We start from the raw sequence: 18,284 nt of genomic DNA on the forward strand, positions 1-18,284 counted from the left end.
CCTTATTGTAGTTTGAAAGTCTGCCACGAAACATTGGGAAAGGTTATTTTTATCCATTTAAAATGGATGTATAAATTTATACCATTTACGATGGCATATCATTTTATTTATGGTTCTACGTCAAATGGTGGTGTAGGAGATCGTGCTCCTATCCCTTAACCAGCTTGAAAATCTAATCTAATGTTAATGGTGTAGTACTATTACGTAATCGTAGCCGATCATGGCGGTGAAACCCAAAGGCGTTTCGCTTGATCACTTCGGTTAAATTGTTGAGTTCCTCTATGAAACCATTGTTGCAAGAAAATGCATAGCTGTTCAGATCTCGATGTTTGACAGGTCGATATGGTCTGAATAAACTCTTACAATCCCGATTCCTTTACCTGATCATAAAATTGATACAAGCCTTCTTTTGCCTTTTCAAACCATTTTCAGAAACCTCCTTTAATCCATAAGATAGCGTTCTAAGTACCAGCGTTGTATCCCACTGAGTTTGTCATAAGGCATATGAAACACATGCCTCATACGTTTGCACTTCTTACGATCATAATCATGAAACTCACTTTGGACACGTTTTCCCACTCGATCGACAGCCCAATAAATATAACGACAAAAAACAAATCAGTCAGCGATAATAATCGGGTCATTCGTCATATACCAACAAATATTGTAGAGCCTTTTAAATTAAAATTAATATTACATAATACAACCATCAGACCGCTCTCTTAAAGAAAAAAACTGGTTTTAAAAATTCCTAGTTTGATTGGTAGTCCCTAGTATTTTATGACCAAGGGGTATTTAGAAAGATGCCATAAAATGGATCATTTTTTTAAGTCTCTTATCTTTTGTTTGTAATTATACCCAAATGTCAAAAGGTATTTGTAGTTAGTTTTGTCATTTTTTTAGATTACAAATGTCATATTTTCTTACTGATCATGGAAAAACGACAAGTTGTAAGGGGATTGCTATGCCCAACTGCAATACCTATTCCGATACTATTACAATATTTTCAAAGATAATATCATTCATGGGATTTGTTGGTTTTCGAACTTTAACTGTACTCATTAGATTGTGTAGAGGTCCTTATTTATGAACAACACCTCCATTGATGATCAATAGGAAATCAATAGGAGGTGTAAATGACAGGTTATTTTTGTTGCTCCATTTGTTCAATAAAATGTTCTAATTCTCTTCGATCAGCAGGTTGACCGTGGCCATGAACATATAAATCTGCTTCCTCTGCGACTAACTTTTTAAGAATGTCCAGAGAATATGTATCTGTTTTCTTTAAATGGATTGGAGGTTTCAGTTATTTTTTGATTTTCCCGGCGGTCTTTCAATTTATGACCTCGTTCTCTGAGCGAATCGGAGCCTCAGAAGTCTATGGGCTCAATCAGTACTTTTCATTTATGTTTCGCTTGATCCTCCCGATCGGGGTGGTTTTTGAACTACCCCTGATCATCATGTTTTCCACCCACATGGAGCTCATAACACCGTTAAAATTAAAAACATCTAGAAAATACGCGTATATCTTCCTGTTGGTCCTGGCGCCGATGATCACACCGCCCGATATCGTATCACATGTCCTGGTGACACCCCCTTTGATTCTTTTGTATGAAGTCAGTATTGTTTGTTCGAACATGGTGTTTGTAAAGAAACAGAGTTATAAAACTATAAATCTTCCATCCTAATACATATATTTGCTGGATTGGTCCGGCACCTTTGTACATTTTATACAGGAACAAGGGTGTGATAGCTTTTTCTGTCCCTTCTGGCAGTTCCACCAATTTTCGGATCATACCAGACACCCTTGCCATTGGCTATACTTCTATCCTAGTCATCATACCGAAACACCTTATAACATGATATAATTCATTTAATAGTGTTATTGAAAGGATTGATAGGATGGACAAGATCCTACAACAAATATTGCAGGGAATCAATGAGTTAAAAGGAGAAGTTAGTACATTAAAAGGAGAAATAACAGACAGCAAAGAACAACAGGCTCAGGACATGCAAAAGATTGATACCAGGTTAAAGGCAATGAATGAACGATTGGATTCTTTTAAATTTGATACGGACTTTATTGTTCAAAAACAAGCACAACAGGAAATGGAACTCAATAGAATTAATAAACGACTGGAATCCTAATAGAGGGTTCCTTTTTTTGCGATTATTCGTTCCTTCAATGAGATCATAACGATATAAAAGTTAAATTATCCAGAGCGAGAATTGGGGAAAGTATAACTCCTCCATCCCGTCAAAGGATCACTTTCATCAACTCCTTAATAAAATAATTAACCTTACTTCAATACTCCTAATAAAGTTCTTACATTTTAGGAAGTTACTGAAACTCATTTGAATATAAGCTAAACTATTTTTACTTGAAGGTTATAGCAATAAGATCCTCAAACTTATTCCTTATTATTTTCCATGCATAATAATTTGATTTTGTAAAATACTTAAACCTGAAGGTACATAACAACCTTTAGAACATCAATAGAAGGAGGGAAAGGAAATATGGCACAAAGAAACAATAATCAATTATTAGTCCAAGGTGCTCAAGCAGCAATCGACCAAATGAAATCTGAAATTGCAAGTGAGTTTGGTGTCCAACTCGGACCAGACACAGCTTCTCGACAAAATGGATCTGTCGGTGGGGAGATTACAAAGCGTCTCGTTCAAATGGCTCAGCAACAAATGGGCGGAACCAGATAAGAAATCGTTAAAAACACTCAGTCTTTTAAACTGAGTGTTTTATATTTTATATACAATAATTAGAAGGAATTTATTATGTTTAATCGATTTGGTCTGAAACGTCAGATGTCGTTATTCGCGAGGATTTTTTTAAAAATATAAATAACATAATCACAAATATTTTTTCTTTTGACGTTTTGAGGGAGTAATTGTCTCACTTTGACCCCTGTTCCTTTTTCAATGATCGTGCGGATAAGTGATTTGGTATTTTCTCGGATCCTCGACTCCATCGTTTTGACTGCCTTCATTCGGAACCATGGACTGATGATGCTGCGTAGCGTGTCATGACGCCCTGTTGTGCCGTCTGCCTTCTTCTTTCCAGTGGACCACATAAAATAAAAGACGAGGTGGACCCTTTGGTCCTCTGGTGCCCAAAATGATCGGTCTTGGGAAAATTCATTCTCTTTATTATCCATCATCGCTCGTTGCACATCTGTGTAACTGCGTAGGTGAGCGACACCATTTTCTATGAAAGCGGGTCCCGGCGTACGAAAACGTAGATCTCTGGGAAAATCTGATGGTTTCAAGGATATTCTCCTCCTAAAATCTGGTGATTGTACTCGTTTTTGTTTTAACTATCTGTAAACGAATCTTTGATGTGAGTAAGAGAATTAATTTAATCTTGGCCTGTTACATTTTGCTTTCCAAAAAACCGCATGTGAAACGGGCTCTCTTGTCGTCTCGTGAGAAAAAAAACTCTTTTGTGGATGTTATTTTACTCTTTTATCTGCATCCCTTTGTGCTGCTTCCGTAATTTCGATTGTAAAAATTCATCAAAGGGAAATCCACCCGTGGAGTGAGTGACTTGCGCAAGGTTGTACTCGAAACCAGCTAGTTGCCAACCATAAAGAACTAGCAGCATCCATTCAACATTACATTCGCTGGCGTAATAAGCATAAACGACATCAAGCTATCTTACGCGAACCAAAAAAGAACAAGGTTGCGTTGCAAGGCTATTTTATGAGAAATAGGGATTTGGAATGATTTGTTAGTGTTTAACCGTGGTTTCTCTAGTACAAAAGCGATCGGAAACTTTCAAACAAATCGTTCCAACTGTAAACGTTCACATGTTTCGGAAAACATGCATCTGTAACTGAACAAACGGCCATTTTATATGCCGGATCGATGGGGTACTGTTTAAATTTAAATGCTTTGCCTTTTGGGGTTCCAATGTATTCCTTTTTATTTGAATGGACCTGAACGGAGAAGGAATTAAAAGGCATGTTGAACCCTGTACCAAGCATTTTGATATAACTTTCTTTTAAAGTCCATAACTCAAAAAAGTATTGCAATCGTTCCTGCTGCGCGCGTTTAAACAGACTCTCTGCCTCCGTGGGAGAGAAATAACGCTTCGCAATATTCACATCTATGGTTCGAATTTGTTCCACATCTATTCCTAACGGTTTATCGTAAACGCCACAAACAATCCATTCCCCTGAATGAGAGATATTAAAATAGCAGTCGGCATTTGTCGTGTATGGTTTTCCATTAACCGTTCGTTTGATTGACAAAAGGTGCATTGGTGTATTTAAATATATGCACAAAAGTACGCGAGAGAGAACATCACCAATTAGAGCGCAGCAAACGTCCTCTGGGCGTAAAAACGATTGAATTTTTCTGTTTCTTTCTTCATTAAGCTGTGAACATATTAGATCTACATCGTCATCTTGCAACTTTACTTGCTGAACCGCAGATATGACCACTGTTTTCTCCCCTCCGACTGAATATGTAGTGCTCTTGTAAATTCGATCCAGAATGGTGACAGTTAGTTTCACCTCACAAAAAACTCGGATGTGCAAATATAATTCAATTTTACTAGGATCAACATTTCGTCATGTGTCTTGATGAAATTCATACAATTGTTTACCCTACTGGATTGCATTACGTGATCGTTCGACGGTATCGCAAAATATCAGATTGGACAAGGATTTAGCAATTGTTTATCAGTGACTTAGGAATAGTGGGTCTAAAGGTGCTTTCCGAAGTTTGACTGCTTCGCAGGTTGACGGACTATCCTGAGAAGCGGTCTTTTTATTCTGCTTCAATGCCACTCGCTTCAAACGCTCAGAATTCGCGGTTCAATATGAAAGGCTTTTGCCGGCACAGGAACCCCATAAGTCCTTAGCTGCTGGGCACGTGCAATGATCGCTGCCCCTTCCATCAGGTTAAGAGCCACTTGAACCACATTCCGTTTTGATGGTTCTGCAAGAAATGAATTGGCCGTCCATGCATTAAACGCTCCCATCGAAGGTCCGCACCAGACTTGGTAATCCATTTTCCTCTCGGTAACACCCTGGATCGCCCAACGGCTTGCATTTCCCAAATACCATCTGAAAATTAACGCCATGCGATGTTTCGGATCATTTTTGGCCCTTTCAAGCTGAGACGGATCGCGCTTCATGAAAAATTGTTCGGTTTCCAACCAAATTTGTTGAAGAGAGGCTTTAAAAATGTCCCGCTCCAATTTTGCGATTTGATCAGCTGGGATTTCCTCCAAGGACCTATACTTTCGGTACAATTCATACAGTTGAAGACCTCGAGAGCTGAACATCGTTCCCCTTTTTAAAACCTGTACTTTCACGCCTTGCTCAAACATGTCCGCCGAAGGCGCCATGATAACATCGGCAAGGTCCGCTTCAGCCAATGCTTGTTTGCCCTCCGCTGACAAACCGGACTCGACACATGCCTGATTGATTGATCCGGTGACGATATAGGCCGCACCAAGAGCAAAGGCAGCCGCAGCACTACCGGGAGTGGCGATGCCTCCCGCAGCACCGATTCGAATAGATCGATTGTATGAGTATGTTCGCAACAATTCGTCTCGTAACCCTACTATTGTAGGGAACAAGGTCGTCAATGAACGATTGTCGGTATGGCCTCCGGAATCGGCCTCAACGGTTATATCTTCCGAAAGAGGAATAAACTGGGACAACTCGGCCTCCTGCCGCGTCAATTTTCCCTGTTGAACAAGAGCAGCGACCGGCGCCGACGGTGCCGGGGACATAAACTGCCTGGCTACTTCTGGCCTCGATATCTTCGCGAACAAGTGGTTTGTTCGTCTAATTCGTCCCGACGAATCGCGATAAAGTCCGTGGCAGGCATATCTCACTATATTAGGCGTTACCCCCATGAAAGCCGAGGCGGAAACCCTGCTCACTCCCCGACGTATGTAAAGATCCACAATCGCTTCTTCTAATATCGGTTCATTTGGACTATGAATCAAATTCATGCCCCAAGATAAACGATGCTCGGAGAGCGCTGCCTCCAGCTCCTCAATTGCCTGTTCAATATGCTGTGGAGAAAGCCCGGCTGAACCGAAAAATCCTATCATACCGGCTTTTGCCATTGCAATGACCATGCGTGTGGTCGCGATGCCGTTGGCCATTTCTCCTGTAATATATGGAAACCTAGTCTTATGCACGCCGAGAAATTCGCGATCCCCCAACCATTCCGGATACATCGCCGGTAATGTGGCAAGAAGCGGGTAAGAAGTCGGTTTCTTGCTCAATTCCCCCCCGCGGGAGATCCCAAGGTATCCTGAACGTTCATTAAAAATAATATGAATCGGTTCACGGATATTCACTATTTGTTCCGCGATATCCTTTGCCTCAAATGCGGGCAGTTCTTCCCTAGGGGTCCAATAACCGATATGATGCAGACTTGAACTGTTCATCTCGTTCACTTCCCGTCTATTCAGTCTATCAATTCCATACTAACCTGAGACCCAATCTTCGACAATAAAAAGCTTTCGTTCCATCCACGCTAATCGTTACGGTTGAATATAGCTTCGGATATGCACCTCCTTGTATTTCTTCCACGAACACTTCAAAAACGATTGTCCGGCAGGTGGGAGTAATTTGTTTGATAAACTGCAATTGATATGTTTTTTCCGGAATCAATTCAAATCGATACCCATCTTTGTCCAAAGTGAATCCCATGGCTGCCATATAAAAGGACATGGCCTGCAGACAACCTTCTAACATCAACGTTCCAGGCATAAGTGGATCATTTTTAAAATGGCAAGAAAAAAACCAATCGTCTGGCCTAATCTTTTTCTCCGCTTGGAGGTATCCACTTCCTGATGGTCCGCCCCTAGGATCGAAACAAGGTACTTCCTCGATGATCATCATTTTTCCGGATTGAATTGTAGGTGTACATATGTGTGTTCGTGTTGATTCAAAACCTTTACCAAAACAACCGTAAGCATCACCTTGGGAAAATTGAATCACTTGTTGATTTGAGAAAGAACGAGATACCCAAGGCACGATAGGGTGATCTAATTTTGCATTAGGGCGTGGAACTGGAACTAATTGTTCCTGTGTCAATAATTGGGTGGCAGCCAATTCTTCATCAGTAAAAAATCCGGCTTTTGCATTGTGAATGCTTAACCGTTTTTTACCGTTCACATAACAGTCATAGTGAAAGATGAATAGGCGAGTATCTCCATGTTTTACATGTTTGTCTATCGTGGTATGATAAGTCAGTGTATCCCCAGATTTCGGCAATGAATCATAGAATTTCACATCACCTCCCAAAAATCGATAAACTCGTTTCCCGCGATTTTCAAAATCGATTCCTAACCATGAAATAAGCAAATTATTCGCCTGACCAGCTTCAATCATAATTCCAATCGGCATGTACCCCTGATGTAAATACCATGAATTCTCTGTTACATTAGTTTCGGAATAAATCGATCCACCGTTTAAGGAACCCGCTTTTCCTTCCATCGATAAAATCCTATCTATAAGAAGCAGGGGAGGTTGCGGCAAACGCACTTGCCTAGTGTAATGGTCTTGCTGCTTGAATCGTTCGCCAAATACATCAGAGATCTGGCCTGATGCAAAAATCTCCAGGTCCCGACGAGTAAAGATCGGTTTCTTTCCTTCTTTCCGTCGGGTAGCGGAAATGGCAATCCCGTTGAGAGACTTAAAAACGGTAGCATTGGCATGCTGTTGGGTTTGAATATACTTTCTGTTTAACTCTCCCATGCTAACTATAAATTCTTGATGCGCCCGGGTTATCCGTTTATAGTAGTCCAATACGACCTCACGAGTGAGCATCCAACGCTCAATATTGTTCTTCGGCCATTTCGAGTCGACCGATCGCTCTGACATCTTCGGAAGACTGAGGGGCTCTTCCAGGATTTGATGACCTGATGTTGGGACTTCCATCTCTTCCTTTACTGGAAAATGAGCGTTGAAGCTCAATCGTTCAAAGTATTCCCCCTGCCTAGAGCCACTTATCAATCGGTCGGAAATCGATTTATACGGTACTGTTATATCGCAAACCGCAAACTGAGCAAAAATCTCGAAAAGGTGCTGTATAAATGGTATTCCGGGACGATCAAGGGGAATTACGACATGTTCCCGATCCCCTAATATCTCCCGAACCCATTGGCTGCATAAGTCCCGAGGGCCATGTTCGATAAAGATGCGTACCCCGTCTTCATAAGCTTTCTCTATTAATCGAGGATAATCGACCATTTTTGTCGCCATCCCTAGTAAAGCGTCGGCGCAACGTTGTTGGTCGGGCTCGTAATAAGAATAGGTGTCGACCGTATAGAAACGTATCCCTCTCTTATCGTTTACCGGACGGCAATGAATGTTTCTCCACTGGTCCCTAACTTCGTTTACTTCCGGGCAGTGAATGACGAAATCAAAATTAAGCGGAATTCCGAGATGGACGCCGATCTTTTCAACAACTCGTTCGCATGCGCTTCTATCTCCTCCAATTATACAATCATTCTTCGTGTGAATAATCGTCTGATGTACAAGCGGTTCTTCTGCCAATGCGGCTTGTACTTGTTCCACTGGGGCAATGATTCGCCAATTGGTCCATTTAGGCTGCTGTTGTCCCCAAGCTTTCTGTAAAACTCGATATTCATCGCTTAATTCAGCGATCATCCCTCTAACATCGTGATACATTCTCGTCCAATCTGACCATACATCCAAAGCAAACAACCCGTTAGATTCCCCGGCGGACAATCCGATTACCGCTTGTGGCTCCAACCCGAGAATCTCTTGAGAGAAAAGAGCCTGAATTTGAGTATAAAAGGAGGTGGCCATCAACTTGTCTAACACGTCTGGTTCTGACTGTTGTCCGTATATCCATTCCGTAAATTTTCCCAGATTGCCAATTCGTTTTTGCATTTTTACGGCAAGTTCAGGGAAAGCCGCAAGCAGCTCTTTCCCCATCATGCGGTAGCACGCGGCACCACCCGTAAAGAGAAAACCCATCTCACCTGCTATCGGTTTCTCGCTATAAAAAATTCCTTTCCCTATTTTGGTAACGCCTGAAACATGTTCATTCTTGCGAAGAAATTGTTCCGCTTCACTCCGTCGCTTGTTTCGTTCGGCTTCATCTTTGGCAATGATGGCTAATCGAAACGTACCTGTTTCCTTTTCCCTGTTTTCCCTTGCGGTAAGTAGTACTTCTTCACGGCTAGCTCCGGCATAGACATAAAGCTTTGGAACTGGACCATTTATGAAGGAACTGGTGGATACCTTATGTTCTTGGATGGCTGTGGTAATCTCTCCGCAACGGAGCGTTATCGTCCGGCATTGTGTGAATGGAAACCACGGTTGCATCTCGATTCCGTTCAAGATTCGGGGAAGCATCTTATAATGGCAGCAAAGGACGGCAGAAGCAAAATGCAATAATCCCGATGCGGCATGGGCATGACCAAATAAAGGCGTCAAATCGCCCAACGAAACCTCCGATTCGTTGCGGGTTTCGTTATCGTGCGGGAGAACTGCATAGATGGTGTCTTTTTCGCGAACCGCATCTTCCAGCCGTTTAAGAACCATGACGACAGCGGCATCAGACGCTTGCCGCTTTTTTGAAGGAAGAAACTTTGCTGCCGCCTGTTGATGAATGGGTTCGCAGCATAGATCCACAGCACCTACGACAGCCATATCGATTTCCCTTGCTAGCAGAGAGTGACTCGCAAGTTCAATTGCTCTTAAACCTGAGTTTTCTTCGTTTGACACCGTAAAACTGGCGCCTGAAAATTTGTATTGATGGTTTATTCGATTGGCGCAAAGATTCGGAATACAACCAATAGCTTCCGCCGTTACCAAGTTGTAATTCTCTCCAGACCTGAGTGCCGCCGTATAACGCGCAACTTCCGGGTCGCACTGCGTTCCGATTAGAACACTTGTCCTCTCCGAATCCCATTGATTGACTTCATTCAATGCTTCACTCGCCGTACTGAGAATCAGAATCTGCTGCGGTAATGTATGCTCTAGGTCTTTAGGGGGGAACCGAAGGTCTTTTTTCGGAAGTTTTACGAACTTCATTTTTTTTCCAAACGTTTTTTTGTTGAATAATAGTTCGATAAAATCTCGCTTCCCTTGCATCTCGCCGACAGTCAGCCCCACACCAACCACGGCAAGCTTCCCTTTGGGGGAGTTGCTCGAGACGGAAAATGTAGAGGTATGAGCTTGTCCCGCCCATTCTTCCACGATCATATGGGCGTTGACTCCTCCGAACCCAAAGGAGTTTATGGCTGCCATGCGAGTGCTTTTCACTTCCCAAGGTTCTGCTTCGGTTAGGACACGGAACATTGAAACATCTGTAACGTTTTCCTTATTATTCAAATGAATCGTTGCCGGACGAATTTTATCCTTCATTGCTCCCAAAACCTTGAATACCCCGCTCATTCCAGCTGCTGTTACAAGATGTCCGATATTGGATTTCACAGAACCGATCGGGAGATCATCCATATTCAAAAAAGTCTTACTCATGGAAGAAATTTCAGTAGGGTCTCCCAAGGGTGTTCCCGTGGCATGGCATTCAATCAACGAAATTGATGAAGGTGATATTCCAGATGCCGCGTATGCTCTTTTCATGGCAAGAAGTTGGCCTTCCCGGGAGGGAGCAAGCAATCCTCGTTTACCTCCGTCATTGGATAAACCAATTCCCCGTATGACTCCTAAAATCCGATCTCCCGCCTTTTTTGCATCGTCGAGACGTTTGAGTACGATAAACCCTGCCCCCTCTGATGGAATGAGACCATCCGCCGCTTTATGAAAAGGACGGCTCTGACCGCTAGGACTAATTGCTTGAAACCCTTTAAATACTGTATGTAAAATGAGCGGATCGGCTCCATTCACCGCCCCCGCCAACATGACATCCGCTGAGCCGTCCTGAAGACGATCACATGCCAGTTTAATGGCATAAAGAGAAGAAGCACAAGCCGCATCGATAGCAAAGCCGCCGCCCTTCAGTCCCAGAGCCTGAGCGATAATTTGTGCAGGCACCCCGGACATGAAACGATTTCGAGGATCAGGCTTCACCTTGTTATACCAAACACCTTCCGCAAATTGTGACAATGACCGGGAAGGCACCGATAAGTTACCGAAGATGACCCCGGCTCTCAGAGAATCAAGTACATCACCCAGCCCGGCATCTCGCATCGCTTCCTGAGCCGCATACAGCGTCCATAATACAAACGGATCCCATTTCAGCAATTGTTCGGAATCAATAGCGAATCCTTCTGGACGAAAGATGTGTTCAAATCCCCGTATGTATCCCCCACGGTGATGAAATTGCCGGTCGGTCTCAAGTTTATTCATCAAATGGGGAGTTAATCGAAAATCGGATTCATCTCCGCCGGTAATGAAATCCTTCTTCTCTTTTACCCCGTGCCAAAATTGTTCTGGGGTAAAAGCTCCAGGAAACACGCAACCTTGTCCAGTAATCGCTATGGGTGAAAAATCCATGTTCGCTCCCCCTGTATAACAAATTTTAAATCTACGATTGATGTTTCTTGCCAGTTTACTTTGCTTTTGGAAAAGTAAAGTTTCGGTTTACAGCAGGCACCCGGCGTTGAGGAACCTAGACTAAAAAACTTGAAGAAAGCCCACTTTAAAATGGATGAGACCAATCCCTAGGTTGCCTCGGGGATTGACGACGGGTTCCGTTTTGGGCGGTTTCCCAAATTCTTGACTCTCACGGAACAACATCTTGCATTTGAACGGTTAACCAGGCAATCGTTATCCCCGGTATGACCTAGTTAAGACAACCAATCAGGTCCGTAGACTCGAACCTGATTACCGACGCTTACTACCACAAGAAATATCATGAAGTCTCAAAGCATCAACAACATGAAAATTGGTGCGCCTGATTGATATGCTGCTCGGCAACGATCAATTTATGCACCGAGATGATGCAATCAGATAAGCTCTTCATCGATAATTTTTGTAAAACACTGACGGGTTCCTTTAATTCGATCTTTTGCAGACAAACAGCCAAATGAATTTCCAATTTGCTTGTTTTTAACCTTGACATATCATAGTATCATAGGACTTTGAACAAACGATTTAAATTTCGAACGAGTACATCTCCACCCCATACAGAATGGAACAAATATTTCTTTCCTGTGTTAAAAAATAGATATCCGATCGGCTCTGGAAACTACCCACCGCTTTACTTCGAACATAACATGAAACAGGTACTGATCCCTTCCAATCTGTTACCGGAATAAAAGATTCAATCCTTGTCGGAAGTGTTATTTTTCCTAGATAACGTAATCCCCACAAATAAACGAGCTGAAGCCCACCGTCAAAAGTTAATGGATCAAGCAGCGTGCTGGGTAGGTAAGCACTCCCCCAATGCATATGCGCAATTCTTAAAAGTTCAGCGGATACTCCTTCCTGCGAAAAACCGTGCAGTTTATCAATCGCCTGAAATTCGGGACCGTGAAACAGATGCTCCCGATACATGTCTGCAACCGCATCATCTTCTGACGGTTGCAATTGTATTTCTGGTACGGTTACGGTAGTCCCGGCAGTCGAAGAAACCATATCTGCACGTGCCGTATAATACGTTACGCCATGTTCATCCTGCAGACTCAAGTTGAGAACGGTTGTCCCTGACTGGTACGTTTCTTTGACCTTAGCGGTAAAAAGGTATGTTTTCGTTCCCCATTCTTCCAGCCGAATGCCTTTTAACACTTTCAAATCATGGCAGCCGGAGAGATACAAATCAGGACAACAGGATCGGGCCGCTTTCACGAACCAATCTAACACAAGTACAATAGGGATCAACGGAGTATCTCCGAATGAATGGTCCCGTAAAAATGGGTAAGTACCCTGGTCGACCAATACATCCATCTTCCATTCTCTGCCCGATACGATACCTGATCTTCCTCCGGTGGCAACAATTTCGATATCATCCTGCGATCCTTTCAACAATTCCTCCGCAAAAAATGCAGCTCCCTCATGCGGCGGTAGCAACGGAATGCCCCGTTGTTCAAAATGACCTTTGAGCTCCGACGTAACCATTCCGCCGTCCCACGGTCCCCAGTTGAAAGATTTCACGATACAATCACTGCCTCTTCGTGAGGCTTCCGTTGCTGCCACTTTGTTCAGTATCTCATTGGCCATTGCGTAATCGCATTGACCGTAATTTCCGGTGCGTGCCGCTATCGAGGAAAACAGGCATATCAAGTGAATAGGATCGTTTCGAGTGACATAGAGCAAATTCCATAAACCGCTTACCTTCGTTTGAAACACACGTTCAAACTGCTCGTCCGTCTTTTCCGCAATAAGCCTGTCTGCCAATAGACCGGCCCCGTGAACAATGCCCGATATCGGCCCCCATTCTTGCCGCACCTGATTGAATACTTTCTCCAACCCTTTGAGTTCCTGGACGTCCAACGAAATATATCGCGCGAAAGATCCCGCCTTTTCCAACCTCCGGATCGTTTCCTTAATTTCTCTGGTAGACATAATCGACCGGACTTGTTTTGTCAATTCAGCAGGAGTCCATGCCTTGCCCGTCTTCTTGCTTTCGGCCAACAAGACGGCTTTTAACTCGGCGTCCGTGTTCAACCCCTCGCAAAAAGGGGGTTCTTGGCGAATCACGGATCGACCGAGAAGAACGAATCGCAGCTTCGCTTTTTGCGCCAACGCCACCAACGCTTCAGCCGTAACTCCCTTGGCTCCTCCCGACACGACAAGAACGGAATCGTCTTCGATGTACCGTTCGACTTGACCGAGAGCGGATTCCCTCACGCTTAATGTGACTCTCTCTCCCCTCTCGGGGATACCAACTTCCAACTCGCTGCCGCCATGGAACAATTCTGTTACAATTAACTCGGCAATCTCTTCTGCGGATCGTTTTCCTCGCTCAATGTCAAGCGCTTTCGATTGCGTATCTTCCCATTCCAGATTTGCCGTTTTCGCCAATCCCGTTAAACCTGACAGCCAAGCTTGCTGCTCCGATTGTCCCGACAGTCCGAAGTCGCCGCTCGTATCCTGAACGGTAACGAAGAAGCTGCTGCCCGGTGATTTTGTGTTCACAAATGTGCGTGCCATGCGAAACGCCTCGCGATTGATGTCAAGCGCCTCTTCGATGGACCCGATTTTTTTCAAGCCGCCCAAATAGATCACTCCGCCCGCCCCTTCACGAAGAGAGGCTGTCGCTTCAGCGTCGATCCCTCGCTTCTTCAACTTCTTCGCTGTATATTCTGCTATCCCCGTTCCCTCGTCGATAATGGCTATGCATCCTTTAACCCCGATTAAACCGGATAAAGCAAATCCGTTCATCCCAGAAGGAATCGTTGCAACCGTATAGCGTCGAATCTCAGTCTTTAAATTTTTTTTTTACCATATATATATTCGACAATTTCACCGAGCGTATTTAGCGTGCCTAACTCCCCGGGTTTCAGTTCAACGTCCGGCAATTTATTCTGCAGCGCCGACAATATCTCAATCCGCTTGATCGAATCGATGCCAAGCTCGGATTCGAGTCCCATGTCAAGTTCCAGCATTTCGACCGGATAGCCGGTCTTTTCCGATACAATAGCCAAAAACAACGTTTCAACGTTTGGTTCGGATGCCGCATCACTCTGTTTTTTCGATTTCGGCGTGGCCGGTTCAATAGGCTGTATGCTTGGGTTTGCTTTAGGCGGTTCGGACTGTTGGATGGACGATATATTCGGCGGAGGAGTGAGTTCAGACTCAATTGTCGGAACTGCAAGCTGCGCCGTTCTTGTCTCTGGCCCCGGATTATATTCGGCATTTGAGTCGTGAAACTCAGTTCGTGAACCCTCAGAATATTCAGCCACTTCCGTACCTTCCGCAACCAATTGGTCAAGACGTGAAAAGGTCGATTGTACGGATTGTAAGTAGGTTGTATGAACTGAGGCTATAGTTTGTTGAAAGGTGATATGAGCCTCCGTCGTTTGTTTTTGCAGTTCTTGGAATGTGTCCCACACCGATTGATCGCCATTTGTATTTTCTTTTTGGTTCATTCGGGTTTCAGGTCTCATTTTCACTTCACTCCTTTGTATGATTGGTCGCTTCTCGTGATTCACCGGTTGAAATGATATCGATTCTTCAGGATGTGTATTCGGTCCAGGGAGATTTTTCCCTCCTCCAACCGGAGGGTAGGGTTTGCCATAATTGGCGCCATTAAGGGTGATCTTGAATTTTGATTTCGTCTCGGACGATTCATTGTTCAAAGGCTCATATTGTTCCCATAGGAAACCGAGATTCATGGATACACCGAGCACAGAAAGCTGGCCCAAAGCATTCCACAATTGAGTCACTCCGTCATTTCCTTTCTGATCAGTAGCGACAGCGAATACATCTTCACCCTCGAAACATTGCCGGACCAATCCCGTTAACGCTGAGTGCGGACCCACTTCAACAAATGTTCGGACTCCCTTTTCATACATCGATTGAAGCTGCTGTTCAAACAAAACAGGATTTGCGATTTGCTCCGCAATCGTTTCACGAATTAAGTCCTTGTCGTCCGGATAAAGCTCACCCACAACATTGGAATAAACAGGAAATTTCGGATTGTTAAAATCAATATCGCGCAAAAATGCCCGAAATGGATGAACAGAAGGCGCTACCAATTCGGAATGAAAAGCAGTCGAAACCTTTAATCGTTGAAAACGTATTTCTCGGTTGAGAAGCTCCGATTCGGCCTTTTCAATTTCCTCGGTTTTCCCCGAAAGAATGAATTGTCGAGGGCTGTTATAATTTGCGATCACAGTACTTGATTCCAGTTGTTCGAGAATCCCTTCAATCGTTTCGCGGTCAGTAAATACGGCTGTCATCGTCCCTGCTTCCGATGAAGCTTCCGACATCAATTCCCCTCTTTTTTTCGAGATCTTAAGAAAATCACTCTCGTTCCATACTCCACTGGCAAACAACGCCGTCAACTCACCGAAGCTGTGACCCGCTGCATACGCCGGTTCGACGCCAACCTTGCTCAGAACTGAAAGAATCGCATTCGACGTCACTCCGATGCCCGGTTGAGCCCATTGTGTCTTGGTCAATTGTGCGCTCTGCTTTTTTCTTTCCTTCTCGGAAAACGCAGGAGGCGGGAAAACAAGTTGATGGAGCTGCATTTCCAAGGCGGCCCGATCCCATATCTCTCTTGCGCTATCAAAACGCATCGTTACATCTGAACCCATATCTACATATTGACTTCCTTGTCCAGGAAACAAAAAGGCAATTTTCCCCGAGCTTAATTCCGCTCCATAGAAAATACCTTCCTGCGGAGAAAAGAACCGTTCCGCGTTATCTGTCTTTTTAGCAGCAACCTTCAGTTTACGTTGCAAGTCCGCACCGTCTGATGCGATGATCGCTAATCGAAACGGTTGAAGCGCATCGAAATTTTCTTGCGATCGTCTTGCGAGAAGTAAGAAATCGCGGTTGGAAAAGGGTTCCTTACGCTCCGCCTCTGTAATGATCATCTTTGTAAGCAAGGAAGCGTTCTGTGCACTCCAGAGGAACAACTCGTTTGTGTTGGACCGTATGCACCTCGCCTTTCGCCCCGGCCCCTTATATTCTTCCAGCGTAACGTGAAAATTGCTTCCGCCGAACCCGAAAGCGCTGACCGATGCCCGTCTTGGGTGAGAGTGATCACGAATCCACGGTCGTGCACGTGTATTCAAATAGAAAGGGCTTTGATCGAGAGCAAGCTTCGGATTCGGCCGGTCAATTTTGATTGTCGGTGGAAGTAATTTATGATGTAACGCCATGACAACTTTAAAGAGTCCCGCCGCACCGGCAGCCCCCTTTGTATGACCAATTTGTGATTTGATGGATCCGAGCGCGCACCATGAATTTTCGACCGGTTGTCCGTCGGAGAATGCAAGGGAGAGACCTTGAATTTCGGCGGCGTCCCCGGCTTTCGTGCCCGTACCGTGCGCCTCCATCAACTCGACCGTTTTCGGAGAATAGCCTGCGGCTTCATAAGCACGGCGAAGGGCTTTCGCCTGTCCTTCGGGACGAGGGGCGTAAATGCTTTTGTCATATCCGTCCGATGCTGACCCGACCCCTTTTAACACCGCATAAATGCGATCCCCGTCGCGTTCAGCATCCTTGAGCCGCTTTAAGGCAACCATCCCGATGCCCTCCCCGAGGATCGTGCCATCGCTTTCATCGGAGAACGGACGGCAGTCTCCCGTGGGAGAAAGTGCCGGCGTTTTGCTGAAACATATGTACATAAAAATTTCGTTGAAAATATCCACTCCGCCTGTAATGACCAAGTCGGACTTTCCAAGTGTCAGCTCCATTGCCGCCATCGATAAAGCTGACAGAGAACTTGCACACGCCGCATCGACAACGGTATTGGTTCCTCCAAGATCAAAACGGTTTGATATACGTCCCGCTATCACATTTCCGAGCAGCCCCGGGAAAGTGTTCTCCTGCCATTCCGAATAAGATGAGGAAATTCGGTCGCAAACCTCCTGCACCTGAGACTCAGGTAATCCGCTGTCACGCAGGGTTTTGATCCATACCGGACGCTGGATACGGGACGCCATTTCCATTGCTAAAGAAGTACCGCATGTAAACCCAAGAATGACGCTGATATTGTCTCGATCGATACGTTCAAATTGGCCGTCTGCTGCATCCTCCAAGACTTTTTTTGCCACAACGAGTGCCAACAGTTGACTCACATCGGTTGCCGAAAGATTTTTCGGAGGAATCCCGAATTCCATCGGGTCAAATTCCGTATCGCTTAAAAATCCTCCTCGTTTAGCATAAGTTTTATCCGGTATTGACGGATCCACATCGTAATATTCTTCAGGAAGCCAGTGAGTAGGCGGGACCTCGGAAATCAAATCTTTTCCGGACAGAATGTCGTTCCAGAATCCTGTTTTATCAACGGAACCCGGGAATAGTGCACTTACCCCTACAACTGCAATATCACAAGGATTGATGTTTTCCATGCAAGCACCTCCATTTGTTAACTTAAATAGTTGTTTTATTCTGAATTGAAAAAATATTATTTGTCTCGTTAGTTTTAATCACCCAGCCTTTATATGTTACCGTGGAACGAATATCGCCGTATAAATGGACATAAATATGACTAGTACAATTCCCTCCTTTCGGATTAAACCGAGAAAGGAGGGAATTGTATTGTTGAACTCAAATCTAAAACTCACTTGTTTGTTGATCCACTCATGCCTTTGGAAATACAGTGAGTTCGCGAGTAGACATTTGACCAGTGTCAGCAATTCCCGAACTCATCTCAATATTCTTTTCTATTCTTTGATCGGTAGT

Annotated in this window: 11 protein-coding genes; 3 read left to right on the forward strand and 8 right to left on the reverse strand. The window is 44.3% G+C overall.

The window, feature by feature from the left end; all coding sequences use genetic code 11:
* Positions 1-172: 172 nt before the first annotated feature.
* Together KOL94_RS25840 and KOL94_RS21380 are read right to left on the reverse strand one after the other, a co-directional pair.
* Complete coding sequence (locus tag KOL94_RS25840; RefSeq protein ID WP_221568780.1) at positions 173-319, reverse strand: transposase; 147 nt, start codon at positions 317-319, stop codon at positions 173-175.
* A gap of 122 nt (positions 320-441) precedes the next feature.
* Positions 442-579: a transposase gene (locus KOL94_RS21380; RefSeq protein WP_221568717.1), complete on the reverse strand. Its 138-nt coding sequence runs from the start codon at positions 577-579 to the stop codon at positions 442-444.
* Positions 580-1,256: 677 nt separating this feature from the next.
* Here KOL94_RS21380 and tatC point away from each other — a divergent pair.
* From tatC to KOL94_RS21395, 3 genes are all read left to right on the forward strand, one after another.
* Positions 1,257-1,688, forward strand: coding sequence for a twin-arginine translocase subunit TatC (tatC, locus tag KOL94_RS21385; RefSeq protein WP_221568718.1), 432 nt, complete (start codon positions 1,257-1,259; stop codon positions 1,686-1,688).
* Between the two features lie 214 nt (positions 1,689-1,902).
* Positions 1,903-2,148, forward strand: a complete 246-nt coding sequence (locus KOL94_RS21390) for a hypothetical protein (RefSeq protein ID WP_221568719.1) — start codon at positions 1,903-1,905, stop codon at positions 2,146-2,148.
* A 369-nt stretch (positions 2,149-2,517) separates the two neighbouring features.
* Positions 2,518-2,715, forward strand: coding sequence for an alpha/beta-type small acid-soluble spore protein (locus KOL94_RS21395; RefSeq protein ID WP_221568720.1), 198 nt, complete (start codon positions 2,518-2,520; stop codon positions 2,713-2,715).
* A gap of 101 nt (positions 2,716-2,816) precedes the next feature.
* On the opposite strand, the gene KOL94_RS21400 is transcribed toward KOL94_RS21395, so the two are convergent.
* The 6 genes from KOL94_RS21400 to KOL94_RS21425 form a co-directional block, all read right to left on the reverse strand.
* Positions 2,817-3,281, reverse strand: a complete 465-nt coding sequence (locus tag KOL94_RS21400) for a cytochrome P450 family protein (protein WP_221568721.1) — start codon at positions 3,279-3,281, stop codon at positions 2,817-2,819.
* Between the two features lie 483 nt (positions 3,282-3,764).
* Positions 3,765-4,457, reverse strand: coding sequence for a 4'-phosphopantetheinyl transferase family protein (locus KOL94_RS21405; RefSeq protein WP_221568722.1), 693 nt, complete (start codon positions 4,455-4,457; stop codon positions 3,765-3,767).
* A 353-nt stretch (positions 4,458-4,810) separates the two neighbouring features.
* Positions 4,811-6,427: a PfaD family polyunsaturated fatty acid/polyketide biosynthesis protein gene (locus KOL94_RS21410; RefSeq protein ID WP_221568723.1), complete on the reverse strand. Its 1,617-nt coding sequence runs from the start codon at positions 6,425-6,427 to the stop codon at positions 4,811-4,813.
* 28 nt (positions 6,428-6,455) lie between these two features.
* The gene (locus KOL94_RS21415) at positions 6,456-11,477 is read right to left on the reverse strand and encodes a beta-ketoacyl synthase N-terminal-like domain-containing protein (protein ID WP_221568724.1); all 5,022 of its coding nucleotides are present in this window, start codon (positions 11,475-11,477) and stop codon (positions 6,456-6,458) included.
* Between the two features lie 600 nt (positions 11,478-12,077).
* Positions 12,078-14,306, reverse strand: coding sequence for an SDR family NAD(P)-dependent oxidoreductase (locus tag KOL94_RS21420; protein ID WP_221568725.1), 2,229 nt, complete (start codon positions 14,304-14,306; stop codon positions 12,078-12,080).
* Between the two features lie 44 nt (positions 14,307-14,350).
* Positions 14,351-17,950: a type I polyketide synthase gene (locus KOL94_RS21425; RefSeq protein WP_221568726.1), complete on the reverse strand. Its 3,600-nt coding sequence runs from the start codon at positions 17,948-17,950 to the stop codon at positions 14,351-14,353.
* Between the last annotated feature and the right edge of the window lie 334 nt (positions 17,951-18,284).

The sequence above is a fragment of the Alkalihalobacillus sp. TS-13 genome (assembly GCF_019720915.1).
GTDB lineage: Bacteria > Bacillota > Bacilli > Bacillales > Fictibacillaceae > Pseudalkalibacillus.